The sequence below is a fragment of the Vibrio methylphosphonaticus genome (genome assembly GCF_023634655.1).
Lineage (GTDB): Bacteria > Pseudomonadota > Gammaproteobacteria > Enterobacterales > Vibrionaceae > Vibrio > Vibrio methylphosphonaticus.
The window spans coordinates 110,187-129,592 of record NZ_JAMKMS010000003.1; the positions used below are offsets into that span (position 1 = coordinate 110,187).

Genomic DNA, 19,406 nt, shown 5'->3' on the forward strand with positions numbered 1-19,406 from the left:
AGTACTAACCACACCTCTATTTGTTAGGCGATTCCTGCAATTTATCCATTACCTGATCCAAACTAAAGCTTGCCGCTTTTTGTCGTGGAGGGAATTCCTTAAAGGTTTGCAAGAACTCTCCAACATACGCCTGAGCTGGGACAAACATATAAGCATGGTCAAGTAACCAATCATAATAGGTGTTTGAGGTTATATCCGCCGTCTCATATGGGTCCATGCGTAAATTGAACAACTTAGGTAAACGCAGTGTCACAAAAGGTTCTGCCCATATTTTCATTGTGCCCGTCGCTCGCTGCTCCATGAACACGGCTTTCCAGTTGTTATAACGAAGCGCCGCAAGATCGCCATCATCAGTGAAATAGAAGATTTCAGAACGACGCCCTTTCTCTTCTTCTCCCGTTAAATAAGGCAAGAAGTTATAACCATCCAAATGAACTTTGAAGGTTTTATTCCCCGCTTGGTGCCCTTTTAACAGTTTTTCCTTAATTTGGTCGTCACCTGCTGCTGCAAGGAAAGTCGGCATCCAATCCATATGGTGCATGATTTCATTGGAAACGGTGCCCGCTTCAATTTTACCTGGCCAACGAACCATTGCAGGAACACGATACGCTCCTTCCCAGTTGGTATTTTTTTCACCTCGAAATGGCGTCGCGCCAGCATCTGGCCAAGAGTTCATATGAGGGCCGTTGTCCGTTGAATAAAAGACGATGGTGTTGTCTTTTATGCCTAGATCATCCACTTGCTTAAGCAACTCGCCAACCTGACTGTCGTGTTCGACCATGGCATCCGCATAATAGCTAATACCGGTTTTGCCTAGATTGTCTTCTTTGACGTGAGTTCTAAAATGCATTCGTGTCGCATTCCACCACACAAAGAATGGTTTATCCGCTTTTACCGCACGGTCCATAAAGTCCAGAGCAACCTCTAGTGTTTCTTCGTCGACCGTTTCCATTCGCTTGCGGGTTAAAGGTCCCGTATCTTCAATTTTTCCATCAGCAGATGATTTAATAACCCCACGAGGACCAAATTTCTTACGAAACTCGGGGTCTTTCGGATAATCAATATTTTCTGGTTCTTCTTCAGCATTCAAATGATAAAGGTTACCGAAAAATTCATCAAAACCATGGGCAGTCGGCAAAAACTCATCTTTGTCTCCAAGATGGTTTTTCCCAAATTGCCCCGTCATGTATCCCATTGGTTTTAGAAGTTCGGCGATAGTGGCATCTTCTGCCTGAAGACCAATGTCTGCGCCCGGCAGACCAACCTTACTCAACCCTGTTCTTAAAACACTTTGTCCAGTGATAAACGTTGAACGACCGGCGGTACATGACTGCTCTGCATAGTAGTCGGTAAACATCATTCCTTCTTTGGCAATGCTATCAATGTTGGGCGTTTTATAACCCATCAAACCAAATGTATAGGCACTGACGTTCGACTGCCCAATATCATCACCCCATATTACTAAAATATTTGGCTTGTCCGCGGCCACCGCACCGGTCGCACCCATCAGCGCAACCGTGAGAACAGCCAAACGACGTTTTACGGCATACTTCTCTATCATAGAAACCTCTATCCGTTGTTGTTATGCATCCTGCACTACAACGTATAGTTCATTTCTTATACAACTGCGAATTGTGCTGTGATATATGTGCACAAATAACCGCATAGCATAAGATATCACAACTTAATTGCGTAAGTTATTAACAAATATAAGGTATTGCGCACAAAATGAGTTCGTTTTTTAATCATCCTAATATAGACTTAATTGATAACTAGCATACTAATTATGAACAAAGGATTGTTTATGTCTTACCTTCCAAGCGCCAAGCGTTTCATTACTAGAATCTCCACCCTTTTAATACCCATTGTTATTCTTGTTGGCTGTGACACCGCCCCTCCTGTCGTAGAAGCAGTTAAACCGAGCGTAAAAGTACTTGAGGTCATCGTGAAAGAAGTTACGCCAACCGAAGAGTTTGTTGGCCGCACAGAAGCCACGCAAGATATCCAAATTAAAGCGAAAATTCGTGGCAATTTGCTTAAAACCAACTTTGAAGAAGGCAGCAACGTTGAAAAAGACCAACTGCTATTTGAAATTGACCCTGAGCAATATCAAGCAGCACTCAAAGCGGCTAAAGCCTTAGTTGCGCAATCTCGCGCCGCTTATGACACAGCGGTTAGAAATTTCAAACGTGGTGAAGGGTTAATAAAAGATAAGTACATTAGCCAATCCGATTACGACAACCTTTTATCTAAGAAGCTACAAACTGCCGCAGCCTTGCAAAGCGCTAACGCTGAATTAGACAATGCAAAATTAGAACTTGGCTACACCAAAATTTACGCGCCGTTTAGTGGGCGAATTGGTCGTGCCGAAGTGTTTCTCGGTGACTTAATCATTCCCGATCAGACAGAGTTAGTAAACCTAGTTCAAATGGAGCCGATTTGGGTCAACTTTCAGCTTCCTGAAAAAGTGCTAATTAACGCGCAGCGCGCGCACAAGTCATCCGAATCAGATTATAAAATCGAAGATCTCCCCATTAAACTGCGCTTTCCAGATGGCACCATGTTTGAAGAAGTCGGCATGATTGATTTTATTGACAACCGAGTTGATGCGAGTACGGGCACATTGGCTGTGCGCGCTGAGCTTGCCAACAAAGAACATATCATTGTTCCCGGGCTTTATGTGACGGCGATTATCGAAGCCCCTGCTGTTGAAGAAGTTATGTTAGTACCCCAAAAAGCAGTACAAGAAGATCAGCAAGGCCGCTATATCCTGACTGTTGATAAAGACAGTCTTGTGAAGCGTAAAAATGTTGAATTAGGAAAACGCTATGGTGTTGATTGGGAAGTTGAAAAAGGCCTAGAAAAAGGTGAGCTAATCATTACTGAAGGCTTGCAAAAAGCCAGAATAGGCGCCGAAGTCGAGCACGAAATGGACACCGTGCAACCGTTCTCTGAAGATAAGTAGGAAGGAATCACTATGATCAGTAAATTCTTCATACATCGACCCAAGTTTGCGTTTGTAATATCAATCGTTTTAACCCTGTCTGGATTACTATCAATTCCAGTGTTGCCAGTTGCAGAGTTCCCCAATATTTCTCCTCCTATGGTATCGGTAACCACCTCTTACCCTGGTGCGAGCGCAGAAGTTGTCGCCGATACGGTAGCAAAGGTCATTGAGGCAGAAGTAAACGGCGTGGAAAACATGATTTACATGGAATCCAAAGGCGCCAACGATGGCAGCTACAACTTAAGCGTGACCTTTGAAGTCGGCAGTAATGTCGATATGGCTCAGGTCAACGTGCAAAACCGTGTACAACAAGCCATGCCGCGACTGCCGTCCGAGGTACAACGAAACGGTGTCAAAGTAGAGAAACAAGATCCTAACATCCTCATGATGCTCAACCTTGTCTCTCCTAACGAATCACTCGACAACCTATTTCTCAATAACTACATGGGCATCAATATTAAGGACAACCTTGCTCGTGTTAATGGCGTTTCGAAAGTCAGTATTATCGGTGGTATGGATTATTCGATGCGTATTTGGCTCAATCCCACTCGCATGGCAAGTTTAAATATCACGGTAGAAGAAGCGATTGCGGCTATTCAAGAGCAGAATATACAAGTTGCAGCCGGGCGAGTAGGTGCCGCACCTGTACCAAGGGATCAGCAGTTCCAATATACCCTATCGACCAAAGGGCGCTTGAGTCACCCGGAAGAGTTTGAAGAAATCATCATTCGTTCCAATTCAGATGGCAGCGCCGTCTACCTAAAAGACGTATCGAGAATTGAACTTGGTGCCGCCAGCTACGACGCAGAAGCTATGCTCGATAACAAAGCATCAGCACTTCTGTTCATCTACCAGGCCAGTGGCGCTAATGCGTTAGAGGTTGCCAAAGGCGTTCATGAAGAATTGTCGCGACTGCAAGAACAGTTTCCAGAAGATATGGATTACAAGGTTCTCTATGACACAACGCAGTTCGTTGAAACCTCTATTGATGAGATGATCGAGACCCTGCTCATCGCGGTATCGTTAGTCATATTTGTTGTCTATATATTCTTGCAAGATATTCGGCAAACCTTGGTTCCCGCAATAGCGATACCCGTATCGCTCATCGGGACCTTCGCCTTTCTACTGGCGACGGGCATGAGTATCAATACGGTGTCACTGTTCGCGCTTATTCTCGCCATTGGTATCGTGGTAGATGATGCCATTGTCGTGGTCGAAAACACCACTCGTCTCATGCAAGATGAAGGCTTAAACGCTGTCGATGCCACAACAAAATCTATGCAAGAAGTTACTGGACCCGTTGTTGCCACAACACTTGTTTTGCTTGCGGTGTTCGCTCCAACGGCCGTCATGCCGGGCATTACCGGACAAATGTATGCACAGTTTTCCATTACTATTTGTATTGCGGTATTAATTTCCTCGGTAAACGCTCTTACGCTCAGTCCCGCATTGTGTGCGTCTTTATTACGCCCACCGAAAACGCATGAAACAGGGTTCCACGCTAAGTTTAACAAGGTGTTTGATAAGGCGACCAATAAGTACACGGGTTTTGTATCCGGCATGGTTCGCAAGCTGATGTTAGTGGGGGTTGTCTACGCCCTACTGATTGGAGCAACAGGGCTACTTGCCACCTCGCTACCATCGGGCTTTGTCCCCACTGAAGACAAAAAAGCATTTTTCGTTGACGTACAACTACCAAATGGGGCGTCCATTAACCGAACCAAAGAAGTGATGACGAAAATGGTGGATGATCTTAACCAGATCGAAGGGGTAACTAACGTTATTTCTGCAAGTGGTTATTCCATCATCTCAGGTGCAGTCTCTTCGAATGCTGGCTTGATGGTGGTGATTCTCTCGCACTGGGATGAACGACAAGACCCATCTCTTGTGGAATCACAGATCGTTCAGCGGGCTAATGGCGTACTTGCTCGTTATAGTGAAGCACAAGCGGTAGGCTTCTCACTGCCAGCTCTACCTGGTGTTGGCACGGTGTCGGGCGTTGAATTTTATATTCAAGATACATTGGGTCGTTCGCCTGCAAGCTTAGCAAGCGTCATGCGAGCAACATCCATTGAGGCCACAACGGAGCCAGAACTCACCGCGGCGTTTAGTACTTATCAAGCGGATGTACCACAACTATTTGTCGACGTAGATAGACAAAAAGCCAAAGTTCAAGGTGTTCAACTAAGCAGTATCTTCACCACATTACAAACCATGCTTGGCTCTATGTATGTTAATGACTTTAACCGCTTTGGTAAGGTGTTTAGAGTCAACATGCAAGCTGAAACGGAATTTAGGGATTCTGAACTCGATATCGCTCAGTTCTATATTCGAAATAAAGATGGAGATATGGTGCCACTTAATACTCTGGTCACGGTTGAACCCAAACTTGGACCCGAGTATATCAACCAATTTAACCTTTATGGCGCAGTAAAAGTGAATGCCTTTCCTGCTCCCGGCTACAGTTCAGGAGAAGCGATTGAAGCGGTCAAGCGAATAGCTGATACCACTTTTCCTAACGGCTATACCTATGAATGGTCAGGGCAAACTTACCAAGAACTCAAGGCGGGTAACCTAGCCCCGTTTATCTTTAGTTTGGCGCTGATATTCACCTATCTGTTCTTAGTGGCGCAATATGAAAGCTGGACAGTTCCGATTTCCGTCATGTTGGCTGTTCCGGTTGCCATATTAGGTGCCTTTGTTTACATCTGGATTATGGGTTCAGATATTAACCTTTATACTCAAATTGGGCTGGTACTGCTGATTGGTCTTGCCTGTAAAAACGCAATTTTGATTGTGGAATTCGCCAAGCAATTACGAGAAGGCGGTATGAGTATTACCGACGCCGCAGTGAAAGCCGCTCGATTGCGTTTTAGAGCGGTACTCATGACAGCGTTCTCGTTCATTCTTGGGGTTATCCCACTTGTGATTGCCACAGGTGCTGGCGCGGCGAGTCGTGTTTCCCTGGGTTACGCGGTAATGGGGGGCATGATTGCTGCCACTATCGTCGGTACATGTTTAGTCCCCGTCTTTTACGTCATGCTTCAGTCAATGCGCGAAAAAGTTAAAGGTACCAAACCAGACGCACAGGCGTAATAAATGACGCCTTGCTCGCTATAATCCTATTTAGGACGGTACCAAGCCATAAAATAAAGCCTGATTTAATCAGGCTTTATTTTTTATGACCGAACGGTGCGTTGACTTAAATCCTTTAAGCCAGCAACAATAATGATCACCACCTGTCAGTTAGTTATCGCCACATGTCACTTAGTTATCGCCACATCTCACTTAGCAATGTCATCCATTAACATTCTCTTCACTCATTTACGATTCTCGTAAGAAAGCACAAATACCTCTCGAGTCTGCTCGACACGCATCAATTGTCTGAAAGGTATTTACGGTAGTACGACAGCCGGCTAAATGAACCGCTGATAAATTTGATTCACCGACGTGGTAAAGGTTTCTACTTCTGAGGGGGTTGGTTTGGCCATCAAGCCATACCTTTGTAGCACTTCGATAAGTTTCCAAGGCGTGACGGTCTCGTTGCCAACAATTTCGGCATGTCCGGCGTGCACGGTTATTGGCTGGCTTTGCTCAGAACTGTCCACTTTATATTTAGTTTGCTCGACGAGTGAGAACACATAGTCGTCTTGAATACACTGTCCATCGGCATTTTGAGTTCGGCATGTATTTAGCTCATCAGTTTTGATAATAAGGTGACGCTCGAGTTGCGATATCAACTCTCCGGGCGTTTCAATAAAGTCAGCCTGTGGTGGGATATCGAGATATTTAGCGCCAGTCACTGCGTAACAAATAGCATCTACAACGCCAAGAGAGGCGACTCTCAACCAATTAATTCCGCAATGTGACGCAGCTTCTATACCTTTAAATGGCGTCGATATGGTTGCGATTTCTAAGGGCTGATGGGTAATACCTTTACCATCTGTACGATGACGAGTAACAGCGCGTCGAGAGATCAGTCCCCCTTGGCTATGCCCTAAAACGGTAAGTTGTTGTTCGCCTAATGCTGGACTCAGCGTATTAATAGCATCAATCAAATCACCAGAAACGTCATCCAACCGATCCCTATCGTCATATTCAAAACACGCCGTCTGTTGACCTAATTCGGCGTAGACTTCCGACAGTGCCCTAAATTGCCCTTCAGACGCAAAGCAGCCATGAACAATCAACACCAGAGGTTCATTTTGATTCAGTTGTAGAGGCTTGTTTGAGCTTTCGCACGAGCGTACGGTTTTATCGGGAAATAACTGTGATAGATCAACCATCTCCGCTTGAACACTTGAAATTGTGCCAACCGCTATTGCAGTGCAAGTCGCCCAACAACACCACTTTTCCATGCTCCCACTCCTTGGGTTATTTAGTGTAGCAGCACGGTAAACTTAGTCACCGGCTTAGTCCACTCCGTCGCTTTGGATTCATCCGTTTAATAACAGGACTCCCGAGGATTGTAGCATGCTTGTTGATAAGTTCGCACCGGTTACTCAAGACCACTAAAGCGTTGGATTGGCTTAGTTTAGTGCGTCATTCCTTTGTACTTGTTATGAGTTAAGCCTAAGAATTTCGATAGCTGTAACGTGCCTTTTCTCTTCGACTATTAAAACTCTCTCTTCAAATAAAAGCGAACAACGGTTTGGTATCATTCCCTAATACGCCCCTTGAAAGGCAAATGATAGCAAAATCCCCTGCGTATCCAACCAAGTGGGTTCTAACACCTAGAGTTCCGCTTAACTAGCAGATATCAGCAGCAGTCATTGATGGTAAGAAAAAGTGCAACGCATAAAAAAGCCCTCAACGCGTGTTGAAGGCTGAATCGTTACCTTAATTTTGAACGTGCTCGCTTCGATGACGCGTTGTGTTCAAAGCGATATATTGTTTACTCTACTCTTTCGATGATCGTCGCAATACCTTGCCCCATACCAATACACATGGTTGCTAGCCCGTATCGACCACCACGCTGTTCCATAATATTGATAAGGCTACCGACAATGCGAGCCCCCGAACATCCTAAAGGATGACCCAGTGAAATCGCACCACCATGCAGGTTCACCTTATCTTCACGCTGCTCCCATAAGCCTAAGTCTTTTAAACATGGGATAGCTTGCGCAGCAAAGGCTTCATTCACTTCTGCAAAATCGATATCTGCGATCGTGAGATCTGTTTTTGCTAACGCTTTTTTGGTTGCCGGTACGGGTCCATAACCCATAAGCGCGGCTGGTACTCCCGCAGAGGCTGACGAGATAACCCTAGATCTCGGTTTGATGCCAAGCTCGATAGCTTTATCTTCACTCATCACCAGCAAACAAGATGCGCCATCAGACAAAGCCGAAGACGTACCCGCCGTTACGGTTCCTCGTGGGTCAAACGCAGGTCGAAGCTTAGATAAAGATTCAACCGTCGTTTCCGGGCGAATCACCTCATCATGCTTAACCAAGATTGGTGCACCGCTTTCGTCATGACCCATGGTTGGGACAATCTCGTTATCAAAACGACCTTCCAGTGTCGCTTCGTGTGCGAGTCGGTGTGAACGAGCACCCAATTCATCTTGCTCTTCACGCGACACGTTATGCAGTTGCCCAAGCGCTTCCGCCGTTAACCCCATCATCGCAGAAGCTTGTGCCATATTGCGGTTGTATGGGTTTAGGTTGATGCCTTTTGTCATCGGGATATGACCCATATGCTCAACACCACCAACGAGAACAACATCGGCATCACCCGCTTTTATCGAACGCGTCGCCATGTGCAAAGCGTCCATTGAAGATCCACACAAACGGTTCACTGTTGTTGCTGGTACTTCTTCAGACAACCCAGCTTGAAGTGCTGCGACCTTCGCAAGGTTGACGCCCTGCTCTTCTGTTTGCTGCACACAACCCCAGATCACATCATCAATCAAAGTGGATTCAACCTTTGGCTGACGCTTTAGCATGGCGCTCATTAAGTGAGACGAAAGATCATCGGCTCGAACATGTCGAAATACACCATTTTTTGAACGCCCCATTGGAGTTCGAATCGCATCTACAATCACTACGTTTTTCATATTTCTTGCTCCAGATTACGCGTAAAAATTACGGTTGAGTTCAACACGGTCACGAAGACCTTGAGGGATAGCATATAAAGAACCTAAGTCTTCATATTGTTGGGCAATCTCTAGCAACTTATCTAGACCCATGCTATCCATGTAGTAGAAGATTCCGCCACGGAATGCCGGGAATCCAGTGCCGTAGATAAACGCAATATCACCCTCGGCTGCTGATGAAATAATGCCGTCATCTAAACAGCGAATCGCTTCATACAGCATCGGTAACATCATTCGCATTGTGATGTCTTGAGGCTCCATTGAGATTGGCGCATCACAAAGGCGTTCAATAAGCGCAGTGGTTTCAAAATGGTTTTCTGGCTGTAAGCGGCCTTTGCGATCCGCTTTATACAGATAGAAACCCTCTTTTGTTTTTTGTCCTAAACGTCCTTTCGCCACAGATTCCGCGATCAGATTCGCTTCAGGCTTAGCTAAACGGGTTGGGAACGCTTCGCTCATCACATCAATGCAGTGATCGGCGGTATCTAATCCAATTACATCAAGCAGATGCGCAGGCCCCATTGGCCAACCAAACCCTTTGCTCATCACTTTGTCGATTTGAGCAATATCACCGCCCGCAACCAACAGTTGGTTGAAAGCCAAGAAGTAAGGCGTTAGGCAGCGATTAACCAAGAAGCCAGCACAGTCGTTCACCACGATAGGCGTCTTGCCAAGTGCCAGAACATAGTTAACTGCGGTGGCAATGGTTTCCGGTGATGTTTGCTCACCTTTAATCACTTCAACCAACGGCATGCGATGCACCGGGTTAAAGAAGTGAATGCCACAGAAGTTCTCTGGGTTCTTTAATGAGTGCGCTAAGCCACTGATCATCAAAGTAGAGGTATTGGAGGCAATCATTGCATTTGGCGCAACCTGCTCAAGCTCAGCTAACACCTTTTCTTTAACGATTGGATTCTCAACGACCGCTTCAATCACCAAATCACAGCTGTCTAACGCTGCATTGTGCAAAGTCGGTACGATACGGTTGAGCACTTCACCCATCGCCTCTGGGCTCTTACGACCGCGAGTGACTTGTTTAGAAAGCAGTTGATTGGCTTCATTTAGCCCTAACGCTAAACCCTGTTTGTTGATGTCTTTGAGCACCACATCCAGCTTTTTATCCGCGGTAACATAAGCGATACCACCGCCCATGATGCCCGCGCCGACCACCCCCACTTCTTCGGTTTTCTTGCCGCCTTTAGCGTGTTTCTTTGCCGTCGCTTTTACTGCCATGTCGCTCAGGAAAACATTCACCAAAGCGTCTGCTACACCGCTTGCGACACATTTGATGATTCCCGCCTGCTCAAGCTTTAAGGCTTCATCGCGAGAACAACGAGCGCTTTGAGAAATCGTGTTCAGAATAATGCCTGGTGCAGGGTAATGTGGACCTGCGACTTTCGCGACCATGCCTTTAGCTACATTAATCGACATCGCCAGTTCCGCGTCATTCAGAGTCAGTGGCGCTTGTTTTTCTTCATAACGCTGCTGCCAATCAAAGTCACCAGAGATGCACGATTCAAGCATGGTTAACGCACTTTCGATTGGGTTTGTCTTACTCGCATCGATCACACCATCAACAACATGATGTTCTAACGCTTGCTTTGCCTTAAAGGTTTTACCCGTTGTTAGCCATTGCAGTGCCGTATCCACACCTGTGATGCGCGGTAATCGAGTCACCCCACCCCATGCTGGCATAATGCCAAGCTTAACTTCAGGCAGGCTCATTTTTAGATCAGTCGTCGCAAGACGATAATCCGCAAGCAGTGAAAGCTCGACGCCACCACCAGCCGCGACACCATTAACGATCGCGACTTTAGGAAGGTTAAGATCTTCGATTCGGTTATAAATGGAGTGCGCCCATGATAAATAATCGGTAATGGCCGCATCACCGTCACTAAACAGAGAGCGAAAGGCTTTTACATCCGCGCCCGCGCTAAATAACGCTTTGCCTGAACGGATGATCAGACCGGCAGCATCACTGCTTTCAAGTTGCTCGACACAGTTTTCAAGTTCAATTAATGCCGACTTAGTGAGTGTGTTAACCGAATCAGATTCTGCGTTGAAAACCAATTCAACGATACGATTAGAATCTTCGATAAATGCGAGTTTAAAAAATTGTCCTGTAAACATAATTACCTCCTACTTCACTAAGCCATGTTGTTTTGCTTCAGCCAGTAACGACTCACGAAAATCTGGGTGCGCGATATTCGCTAACGCATGAACGCGTTCAGAGACCGTCATGCCACGCAGATTCACTGAGCCGTATTCCGTCGCCACAATATGTACATCGTTACGAGGCGTGGTAATCGGCGTGCCTACTGGTAATGACAAACGAATATTCGACTCTAAACCATCTTTACCTTCACGCGTTGCTGCCAAGGCTAAGATGCTGACGCCGTTTTTCGCCATGTTTGCTGCTCGTACGAAATCTAATTGACCACCTGAACCTGAAATTTGGCTAAAACCCGCCCCTTCAGAAGCAACTTGACCCACAAGGTCAATCATCAAACACGTATTAATGGAGACAAAATTATCGTTCTTCGCGACTTCATACGGGTTAACGACTTCGCTCATTGAACCCATCTCAATGTCTGGATTGTTGTGCAGAAAGTCCATGACCTCTTGCGGGCCTGCCGCGAATGCCGCGACGATCTTGTTTGGCATGTGATTCTTTTTAGTGCCAGACACCGCACCGGCTTTACACATCTCCATGAGAGATTCCGTAAACATCTCTGTATGAACACCTAAATCTTTACGGTCACGAAGCGCCATGCCCATCGCATTGGAAATAGTTCCAATACCAATTTGTACCGTCATTCCATCTTTGATGTATGGGCTAACGTGTTTTGCAATTTCGGTCTCAAGCTCCGAAGGCTGGCCAGCTTTAGGTGACGCGATACTATGATGGCCTTCGACTAATGCGTCCGCACGATCGACATGCACGATATTGTCTTCATTGCCGATAAAAGGTTGCTGTTCATTAACAACAAAAATCACTTTAGAAGCATGTTTCAGCGCCACCTTCGTTGCTACGCCGCCGCACGCACCTAAGCTCACAAAACCGTCTTCATTCGGTGGTGTCACTTCAACAACAACCGTATTTGGCTGCAGTTTTTCAAAAATATTTTCAAAATTAGAGAAATGAAAGTTCGTCACCTCTACGTTGCCGGTGCTTTGCAGCTTTCTTTCTATTGTCCCCATGAAGAGACTGATATGTTTGAAGTTTTCTCGATACTGAGGCTTCAAAAATTCGAAAGGAGTCGTCATCAAACCCGTGTAGATTTCACAATCACTGAATAGGTCGAGGTGTTTATCCAACTCCTTTAGAAAAACAACTGGAATGGACAGTAAGCCACCTGCCCAGATTTTGTCACCTGATGCGAGTTTGCCTACCGCAGACTCTAACGAGAATAGTTTTTCGCTATGGATCTCTTGCCAATTATTCATTATGTAGTTCTCATTATACTTTGCATAACAGGCTAAATTTTGAAAATTTCTTTTCCATTAAAACCAAAACTTGTATGTTATGCATGAACGCTGGGTATAGGTAAATATCCTTTTCACGGTATTCAGAATACAATTTCCCCAGGCTTTAACTTTGCATTTTAGGACAAGAAATTCACTATTCTGGACAATTAATCACTTTGTGTTTTTGATCACATCTCAGCTTTATAAGGTCATATAATGACATTGGAACAACGCTTTCATAACTCCCTTTCGGTTCACGCAGGTTGGCAAGCCTTGCTCGCTTTAACAGCAAAAGAGCATCAAGTGGAGAGCCATTTTTTCCCGCCGAAGCGTAAGAATTCAGATGGTCGATTGCATTTTCATGACCTTCGAGAAGAGTTAGTAAAACTGTGTGAATATACCGATGATGAGCTGATCCCCGTAAGAGCCGCGAAGCACGTTACTCCCTTAACCTTTGGCAGTTACTCTTTAGCACTATGGACCGCTCCAAACCTAGAGGCGATGCTAAAAACCGCGGCTGAATTCTCGTTCATTATTGCGTCACCTATCCGACTTCAATATAGAGAAAATAAACAAGGTAGCGCAGAGTTGTGGGTACTCAACAGCGAGCCTTTCAGCCAAGAAAGCCATGTCACCTACCTTGGCGTAACAATGCTGATCGCCACACTCATTTTTATCATCAAGCATGTGATTCTCAGCGAAGACATCGATGTGAGCGTCAAACTGATTGAGCATAAATTCTCTCCCGATCGCACAGAACAACTTGAGCAGTTAACTGGAGCAAAAATTACCGCCGGACACCCTATAAGAAAGATCGCTATCGATAAAAAGCATCTGCATAAACCTTTAGATAATTACGATGAGGGGATCTATTTTTCGGCACTGAATCTCCTGAGAAAAGACGCGGAGTCCTTAAAGAAAGGCGACCTGATTCTCCAGATCTACAATGCGCTCAATCAAGCGAATAACTTGGAGAATGTTTCGGGTGAGAGCCTTGCTCAATCGCTCAATATGAACATCCGAACGTTGAATAGAAGGCTTGCTGAGCTCAACACGAACTATCGAGGCGTAGTCGAAAAATACAAGTTAGAAAAAGCACTGCACCTGTTAGAAGATCAACATATCAACATGACCGAGATTGCCTACCAACTCGGCTTTGCTGATTTGAGCACTTTCTCACGTGCTTTTAAAAGATGGACGGGGCTAAGTCCTATAAAATTAAGGCGAAGTCAGAATATCACCTAGCTAAAGACTGATCTAAATCAACGTTACTTTCGATGGCATATTCGGCAAAACTTTTGTCCTAAAGTGCAAAGTTAGCACGTTCATCCCTTGCTTTAATATCACCAGTACTTGCTTTGGTTAACACCCAATGCATTCAATTATTGGAGATTAGATTAGATTATGTTAAAAAAAGAGCATAACGTGCTTTTTGAACCGATGAATATCGGCTCGTTAAAACTAAAGAATCGTTACTCTATGGCCCCGATGGGCACCTTAGGTTGTGTCGATGGTGACGGCGCGTATAACAGCCGTGGCGTTGAGTATTACGTGGCGCGCGCACGTGGTGGTGTTGGCCTGATCATTACCGGTGTGCAAATGGTAGAAAATGAACTTGAACAGTTCCCTATGCCTTCCCTTCCATGCCCCACCAACCATCCAACGGCTTATATCCGCAGCGCAAAAGAGATGACCGAACGAGTTCATACTTACGGTACTAAGATATTTGCACAGCTAACCGCGGGTTGGGGACGTTCTTGCATTCCCGGCTTCACTCCTGAAGATAAATCCATTGCGCCTTCTGAAGCGCCGAACCGCTTCGATCCTTCAATCACCCACCGCGAACTGACCACTGAAGAAGTAAAATACTTCATCTCTAAGTTTGTTGAGTCGGCTGCTATTGCCCAAAAAGCAGGTTTTGATGGCGTAGAAATACACGCCGTTCATGAAGGCTACTTACTTGACCAATTCACGATGGAGTTTTTCAACCAACGCACAGACCAATACGGTGGCAGCTTTGAAAATCGTTATCGCTTTGCGGTAGAGATTGTTGAAGGTATCAAAGCGGTTTGTGGCAAAGACTTCCCGGTATCACTACGCTACTCCGTTAAAGGCAACATGAAAGGTTTCGGCCAAGGCATTCTTCCAGGCGAGCGCGCTGAAGAAGTGGGTCGAGATATGGAAGAAGGCCTCAAAGCGGCTGAATATTTGCAAAGCGCAGGGTTCGATGCTCTGAACGTGGATGCCGGCACCTATGATTCATGGTACTGGAATCACCCGCCAAACTATTTCCAACCGGGCATGTACAAGCCTTACTGCAAAGCCGTTTCAGAAGTAGTCGATATTCCCGTACTAATGGCTGGCCGTATGGAGAACCCAGATCTCGCTTCGCATGCTGTTCAAAATGGTATTTGTGATGGTGTGTCACTGGGTAGGCCCCTGCTCGCCGATCCTGATGCGGTCAATAAGATCCGCCGAGGTCGTTTCGAAGAAGTTCGTCCTTGCTTATCTTGTCACCTTGGTTGCCTCGGTCGTATGGCTGAAGTGGGTAATCTATCTTGCGCGGTTAACCCAAGCTGTGGACGAGAGGAAGAGTTCAGATTACTACCGACACACAAAACCAAAAAGGTCGTGGTTGTCGGTGGTGGTGTCGCAGGAATGGAAGCCGCTAGAATTGCTTCTGAGCGCGGACATGACGTAGTCCTTTTCGAAAAAGGTAGCGAACTGGGTGGTAATGTCATCCCGGGTAGCCAACCTCCATTCAAGCATGATGATAAAACCTTGATTGAGTGGTTCAGCGGTGAAATGACTCGACACAAGGTCGACGTAAAACTCAACACAGCGGCAGACAAAGCATCAATTGAAAGCGAAAAGCCAGACAGCGTTATTTTCGCCACCGGTTCTCGCCCGACTCAACCAAACTGGTTGGAAGGAAAAGATAAGCCACACGTTTTGGTCGCCGAAAAGATGTTGATGAACCCTGAGCTAATTACAGGCGACAAAGTCTGTGTAATTGGTGCGGGTTTAGTGGGCGCAGAAGCCGCTCTATGGATGGCTCAACAAGGTAAAGCGGTCACATTAGTTGAAGCATCAGACGATATCATTGGCGGCCCTCACGGCACCTGTTTTGCTAACTACCAGATGTTGAAAGAGCTTCTAGCCAAAGAACAAGTGAACGTTCTTACTTCAACCCGATTAGAACAAATCACCGATACAGGTGTTTGCCTAGACATTGAAAGCAGCAGTGTCGAAATGCTTGCTGACCACGTCGTCCTAGCGCTTGGCTACAAAGCTGAAGATCATCTACATGAAGAACTGGCCAATCAACTAGACGTTGATGAAGTGTTCAATATTGGAGACAGCCAAAAAGCAAGAACGATCATGGCGGCGATCTGGGATGGTTTTGAAGTGGGTCGTACCCTTTAAGCTGGTTGTACCCTTTAAGCTGGTCATACTAGCTTAATGCATTTAGCAGAGAAATAGCTTAATTTTCATGCGACTGTCTAGCTTTAAGTCTTATGGTCTTAAGGCTAGGCAGTGCGGTTAGTGATGACCAAATTTAAATCAGTGACTTAAGAAAAATTACTTTGGGTAAACTTGGCAGCACAGTCTGTTGCAATCTCTATAATACGTGTTTTAGATTTATTCATCTCTGAATGTAACCCATAAAATAAAGCTATTTCTTGTCTTAAATTACCAAGCGACTCTTTAACGTTTATTTTTCTTAATTTACCTGAACAAACATACTCTTCAGCATTAGCAATACTTAATAATGTCCATCCTTTTTTCTGTATTTTCTTCATGAGTAGATCATTATTAGAAACAAGGTGTGTTCGGTTACTGATTTTTGCATACCTCATTTCATTTAGCATTGCATTTTCAGTAACCAAAAAGTCTTCTGTGGTTAACTCATTAAGGCTAATCATATTATGTGAGATATTGGAATCAACAGACGTATAAGGTGCATATTGATAAGTTCCTAAATTTATCATACCAACCTTGGTGCTTGGGTATATTTTCCCTATGGTTGGCATGATTGTAAATAATGCTCCCCCGCTTTCTATCTCAGAAAAACTTGATTGCCGATCCCTTTGTAACCAATTAATCGAAATGTCAGGGAACTCATCCGCTATCGCGTCATCGATATCTGATAATAAGCATAGTGGTACTAAGTCATCGTGGTGCAAATTGATTGTGCTAATACTGGCTGAAAAGGTCGACAACGCGACGCTAAAGAACTCTTTTGATTGCCTCGTTAGATTATCGGCTCTCGGGAATAAATAGTTCGCTTGGTGTGTCGGTATCAATGCCTTGCCATTTACCTCAAACAAGTCGAAACCTAGGTTATCTTCTAGAGCTTTAACACGCTCCCGAACTGTAGCTCTTGTTTTGCCCGTTGCACGAGCCGCTCTACTGTAACTGTTGAGTTCGTAAACCGCTTTAAAACACATTAGTTGCTCTAGTGTAATCATTTATCGGATTTCCAATTGATTGTGTACGTATTACCCATCCATTATGTATTCGCTTGTTCCTATTTTCAAACATATTATTAATCAAACGAATGATGACCCGTCATCAGAATCACATAAAACTCATGATTTAGAACAAGTATTAATCCATATGACATATAAACTTACCGCCGTCGCAACGCTACTAACTTTGGCCTCTGCACCCTCATGGGTTGTGGCTGATACGGAAGAAGTCATTAACCCTGCGGACCTAACACGGGTTTACACCCAAGTCGCCGCTTTCATCAATTCTGATGCTGATATACGAACCACAGCCATGATGACAGGGGCCTGGAGTGAAAACATTCAGTTCGCAGGTTTTATAGAAGGTACTTTTGGTAATAATGAAGCCAATCTTGATGGAGAGCACAAATTAGGATTCAACTATCAACGTGGCCGAGCTCAGTACTTCCAAGTACACGCAACAGAAAGTTCTTTGTTCCCACGAGTTGGGTCCTCTACTGATGTTATACATTTATCTAGCGATGCTGGCACACTGCAAAACAGCGGCCTTGACGACACACTGTTACTATCCGCTGGCGCAATCGGACTCATAAACCCTGCATTTACACCCGGGTTTATGGCTTTCCCTAATATGGCTTACACCACCGGAAAAGTATTTGGAGAGTCAGCTGATGGATATATGCTTAACCTTTTTATCACTAAAGAAATTAATGATTCAGGTGCATTCATTCAGTTCTGGCCAGAATACATAAACACCTCTGGCGATGTAGTCAAAATGCAATCTTATACAACAAATATACTTTTAAATTCACCTATTAAAAGTGATCGAACGCAATGGTTATTAGGCAAAATAGAGTACGGCAGTGCTGAATATACTCTACCTGGTGGCCAAGAAATTAAAGGCAATAATGAACTCAATTTAGAAATTGGTTTGAAATTTTTTCTCTAATAACGTATCTATATTCAATTAAGGGTTTTTATGAAGATAACAATACTTTCAGCAGTTATTTCAGCCGTCTCTTTTTCGGCTCTTGCAAATGAAAACGCACAAGCGATGTATGAAGTCCCCGTAGAGGCAGACTATCAGGTGACACTAAGTAACTGGACACACCCTGACTATAATCACTGGGCTTTCCAAAATATGGGTATCCACCCAAGCGTAATGGTTGCTCGAGATGGTCATGTCTCAGTCCTACCTGAAAAACTCAACCCAAGTATTGCCAACATGGAGTTTGAATACGCAGGAACACACTATACGGTTGAAGAAGCGATGGTTAATGACCGTACCGATGGGTATGTAATCATTAAAGATGGTCACATTATTCACGAAGAATACTTTGGTACTTTTGGCGCCAAAGACCACCACATGTGGGCATCAAGCACAAAGTCACTAATTGGCCAGGCTATTGGCCTCCTTGTAGAACAAGGCAAGATAGATACCGACAAGACTGTAGAGAGCTATATTGAAGAGCTAAAAGGAAGCCACTTTGGTAAGCAAACCGTAAGAACAGTTCTCAATATGACGTCTGCGCTTAATTACAGTGAAGATTACGCCAATATCACTCCAGGAACCGTTCATTATGAATATTTCCGTCGACTAAATTTAGTTCCTGCTTTTGATTTAATGGCTATCGACCCAACAAAAGACGCGACACCTCGTGGGATTCTAGAATTTGCACCGCATTTCAATCAAAACCCAGACCTCACCGTCAACCATAAGTATGAGTACCACTCCCCCAATGTTGATGTTGCTGGTTGGCTAATTGCGCGAGTATCAGGCCAATCTCTGCAAGATTTTATTGCTGAGAATATATGGTACAAGCTAGGAGCTGAACACGACGCCGCCTTTATGACCGATATGACATTCACTCCAGTTGCAACAGGAGGCTTCACGACCACCTTAAGAGACTTCGCCAGGGTAGGAATGGTCATTGCCAACAACGGTCAGTACAACGGTGAACAAATATTCTCTGAGGCATGGATAAAAGATAGCTTCAATCTAAGCGATGACGAAAAGCAACACATGAATCGTAGTGTTTATAAGGACAAAAATTCAACTGTATATGATGAGTGGCTTGAGGGTTATAAAAACTACCTTTGGGTTCACGACAGTGAAAAAGGAATCGCAACATTTCGTGGAATATTTGGCCAACATCTTTACATTAACCAAGAAAAGAATCTTGTTATAGCGACCTTTTCTTCTGCAGAAACCGCATCAAATGCAGCAAGGACCACCAACCGTCCTCGGTTAGCGGCGTTTGAAGCTATCGCGGATAGTTACAAACAATAAGTTACCTCTAGAATACAACAAAGGCTCGATGTTCGAGCCTTTGTTGTATAGTAATGCCTGTTAGAATGTTGACTA

The 19,406-nt window shown here is 44.8% G+C and carries 12 protein-coding genes; 6 read left to right on the plus strand and 6 right to left on the minus strand.

The genetic code is table 11. From position 1 onward, the window contains the following. Positions 1 to 16: 16 nt before the first annotated feature. Positions 17 to 1,561: an arylsulfatase gene (locus M9196_RS04570; RefSeq protein WP_250616354.1), complete on the minus strand. Its 1,545-nt coding sequence runs from the start codon at positions 1,559 to 1,561 to the stop codon at positions 17 to 19. 243 nt (positions 1,562 to 1,804) lie between these two features. Here M9196_RS04570 and M9196_RS04575 point away from each other — a divergent pair, with 243 nt between their 5' ends. Then, the gene (locus tag M9196_RS04575; protein ID WP_250616355.1) at positions 1,805 to 2,965 is read left to right on the plus strand and encodes an efflux RND transporter periplasmic adaptor subunit; all 1,161 of its coding nucleotides are present in this window, start codon (positions 1,805 to 1,807) and stop codon (positions 2,963 to 2,965) included. Between the two features lie 12 nt (positions 2,966 to 2,977). Then, positions 2,978 to 6,103, plus strand: coding sequence for an efflux RND transporter permease subunit (locus tag M9196_RS04580; protein ID WP_250616356.1), 3,126 nt, complete (start codon positions 2,978 to 2,980; stop codon positions 6,101 to 6,103). Between the two features lie 320 nt (positions 6,104 to 6,423). Here M9196_RS04580 and M9196_RS04585 read toward each other — a convergent pair whose 3' ends face one another. The 4 genes from M9196_RS04585 to M9196_RS04600 form a co-directional block, all read right to left on the minus strand. Beyond that, positions 6,424 to 7,365 (minus strand): esterase/lipase family protein, encoded by a 942-nt coding sequence (locus M9196_RS04585; RefSeq protein ID WP_250616357.1) that lies wholly within the window; start codon positions 7,363 to 7,365, stop codon positions 6,424 to 6,426. 536 nt (positions 7,366 to 7,901) lie between these two features. Further along, entirely contained in the window at positions 7,902 to 9,062 is a 1,161-nt protein-coding gene (gene fadA, locus M9196_RS04590; RefSeq protein WP_250616358.1) for an acetyl-CoA C-acyltransferase FadA, read from the minus strand. A gap of 15 nt (positions 9,063 to 9,077) precedes the next feature. After that, positions 9,078 to 11,231: a fatty acid oxidation complex subunit alpha FadB gene (gene fadB / locus M9196_RS04595; RefSeq protein WP_250616359.1), complete on the minus strand. Its 2,154-nt coding sequence runs from the start codon at positions 11,229 to 11,231 to the stop codon at positions 9,078 to 9,080. A gap of 9 nt (positions 11,232 to 11,240) precedes the next feature. Continuing rightward, a complete protein-coding gene (locus tag M9196_RS04600) occupies positions 11,241 to 12,548 on the minus strand; it encodes an acetyl-CoA hydrolase/transferase family protein (protein WP_250616360.1) in 1,308 nt (435 codons plus the stop codon). Between the two features lie 237 nt (positions 12,549 to 12,785). Here M9196_RS04600 and M9196_RS04605 point away from each other — a divergent pair, with 237 nt between their 5' ends. Both M9196_RS04605 and M9196_RS04610 read left to right on the plus strand, forming a co-directional pair. After that, positions 12,786 to 13,814 (plus strand): AraC family transcriptional regulator, encoded by a 1,029-nt coding sequence (locus M9196_RS04605; protein ID WP_250616361.1) that lies wholly within the window; start codon positions 12,786 to 12,788, stop codon positions 13,812 to 13,814. Between the two features lie 159 nt (positions 13,815 to 13,973). Then, positions 13,974 to 15,995 carry an oxidoreductase gene (locus tag M9196_RS04610; protein WP_250616362.1) on the plus strand — a complete coding sequence of 674 codons (2,022 nt, stop codon included), beginning with the start codon at positions 13,974 to 13,976 and terminating at the stop codon, positions 15,993 to 15,995. A 146-nt stretch (positions 15,996 to 16,141) separates the two neighbouring features. Here the strand turns inward: M9196_RS04610 and M9196_RS04615 are convergent, their stop codons facing one another. After that, on the minus strand, positions 16,142 to 17,041 hold the full coding sequence (locus M9196_RS04615; RefSeq protein ID WP_250616363.1) for a LysR family transcriptional regulator: 900 nt from the start codon (positions 17,039 to 17,041) through the stop codon (positions 16,142 to 16,144). 148 nt (positions 17,042 to 17,189) lie between these two features. On the opposite strand from M9196_RS04615, the gene M9196_RS04620 reads away from it, so the two are divergent. Together M9196_RS04620 and M9196_RS04625 are read left to right on the plus strand one after the other, a co-directional pair. Next, a complete protein-coding gene (locus M9196_RS04620) occupies positions 17,190 to 17,990 on the plus strand; it encodes a hypothetical protein (protein ID WP_250616364.1) in 801 nt (266 codons plus the stop codon). Between the two features lie 30 nt (positions 17,991 to 18,020). After that, a complete protein-coding gene (locus M9196_RS04625) occupies positions 18,021 to 19,331 on the plus strand; it encodes a serine hydrolase domain-containing protein (RefSeq protein ID WP_250616365.1) in 1,311 nt (436 codons plus the stop codon). Positions 19,332 to 19,406 lie beyond the last annotated feature (75 nt).

Coding starts and splice junctions, on each gene's coding strand:
- M9196_RS04625 (WP_250616365.1), top strand. CDS start 18,021: ATGAAGATAACAATACTTTCAGCAGTTATTTCAGCCGTCTCTTTTTCG.
- M9196_RS04575 (WP_250616355.1), top strand. CDS start 1,805: ATGTCTTACCTTCCAAGCGCCAAGCGTTTCATTACTAGAATCTCCACC.
- M9196_RS04605 (WP_250616361.1), top strand. CDS start 12,786: ATGACATTGGAACAACGCTTTCATAACTCCCTTTCGGTTCACGCAGGT.
- M9196_RS04580 (WP_250616356.1), top strand. CDS start 2,978: ATGATCAGTAAATTCTTCATACATCGACCCAAGTTTGCGTTTGTAATA.
- M9196_RS04570 (WP_250616354.1), bottom strand. CDS start 1,561: ATGATAGAGAAGTATGCCGTAAAACGTCGTTTGGCTGTTCTCACGGTT.
- M9196_RS04620 (WP_250616364.1), top strand. CDS start 17,190: ATGACATATAAACTTACCGCCGTCGCAACGCTACTAACTTTGGCCTCT.
- M9196_RS04585 (WP_250616357.1), bottom strand. CDS start 7,365: ATGGAAAAGTGGTGTTGTTGGGCGACTTGCACTGCAATAGCGGTTGGC.
- M9196_RS04615 (WP_250616363.1), bottom strand. CDS start 17,041: ATGATTACACTAGAGCAACTAATGTGTTTTAAAGCGGTTTACGAACTC.
- fadA (WP_250616358.1), bottom strand. CDS start 9,062: ATGAAAAACGTAGTGATTGTAGATGCGATTCGAACTCCAATGGGGCGT.
- M9196_RS04610 (WP_250616362.1), top strand. CDS start 13,974: ATGTTAAAAAAAGAGCATAACGTGCTTTTTGAACCGATGAATATCGGC.
- fadB (WP_250616359.1), bottom strand. CDS start 11,231: ATGTTTACAGGACAATTTTTTAAACTCGCATTTATCGAAGATTCTAAT.
- M9196_RS04600 (WP_250616360.1), bottom strand. CDS start 12,548: ATGAATAATTGGCAAGAGATCCATAGCGAAAAACTATTCTCGTTAGAG.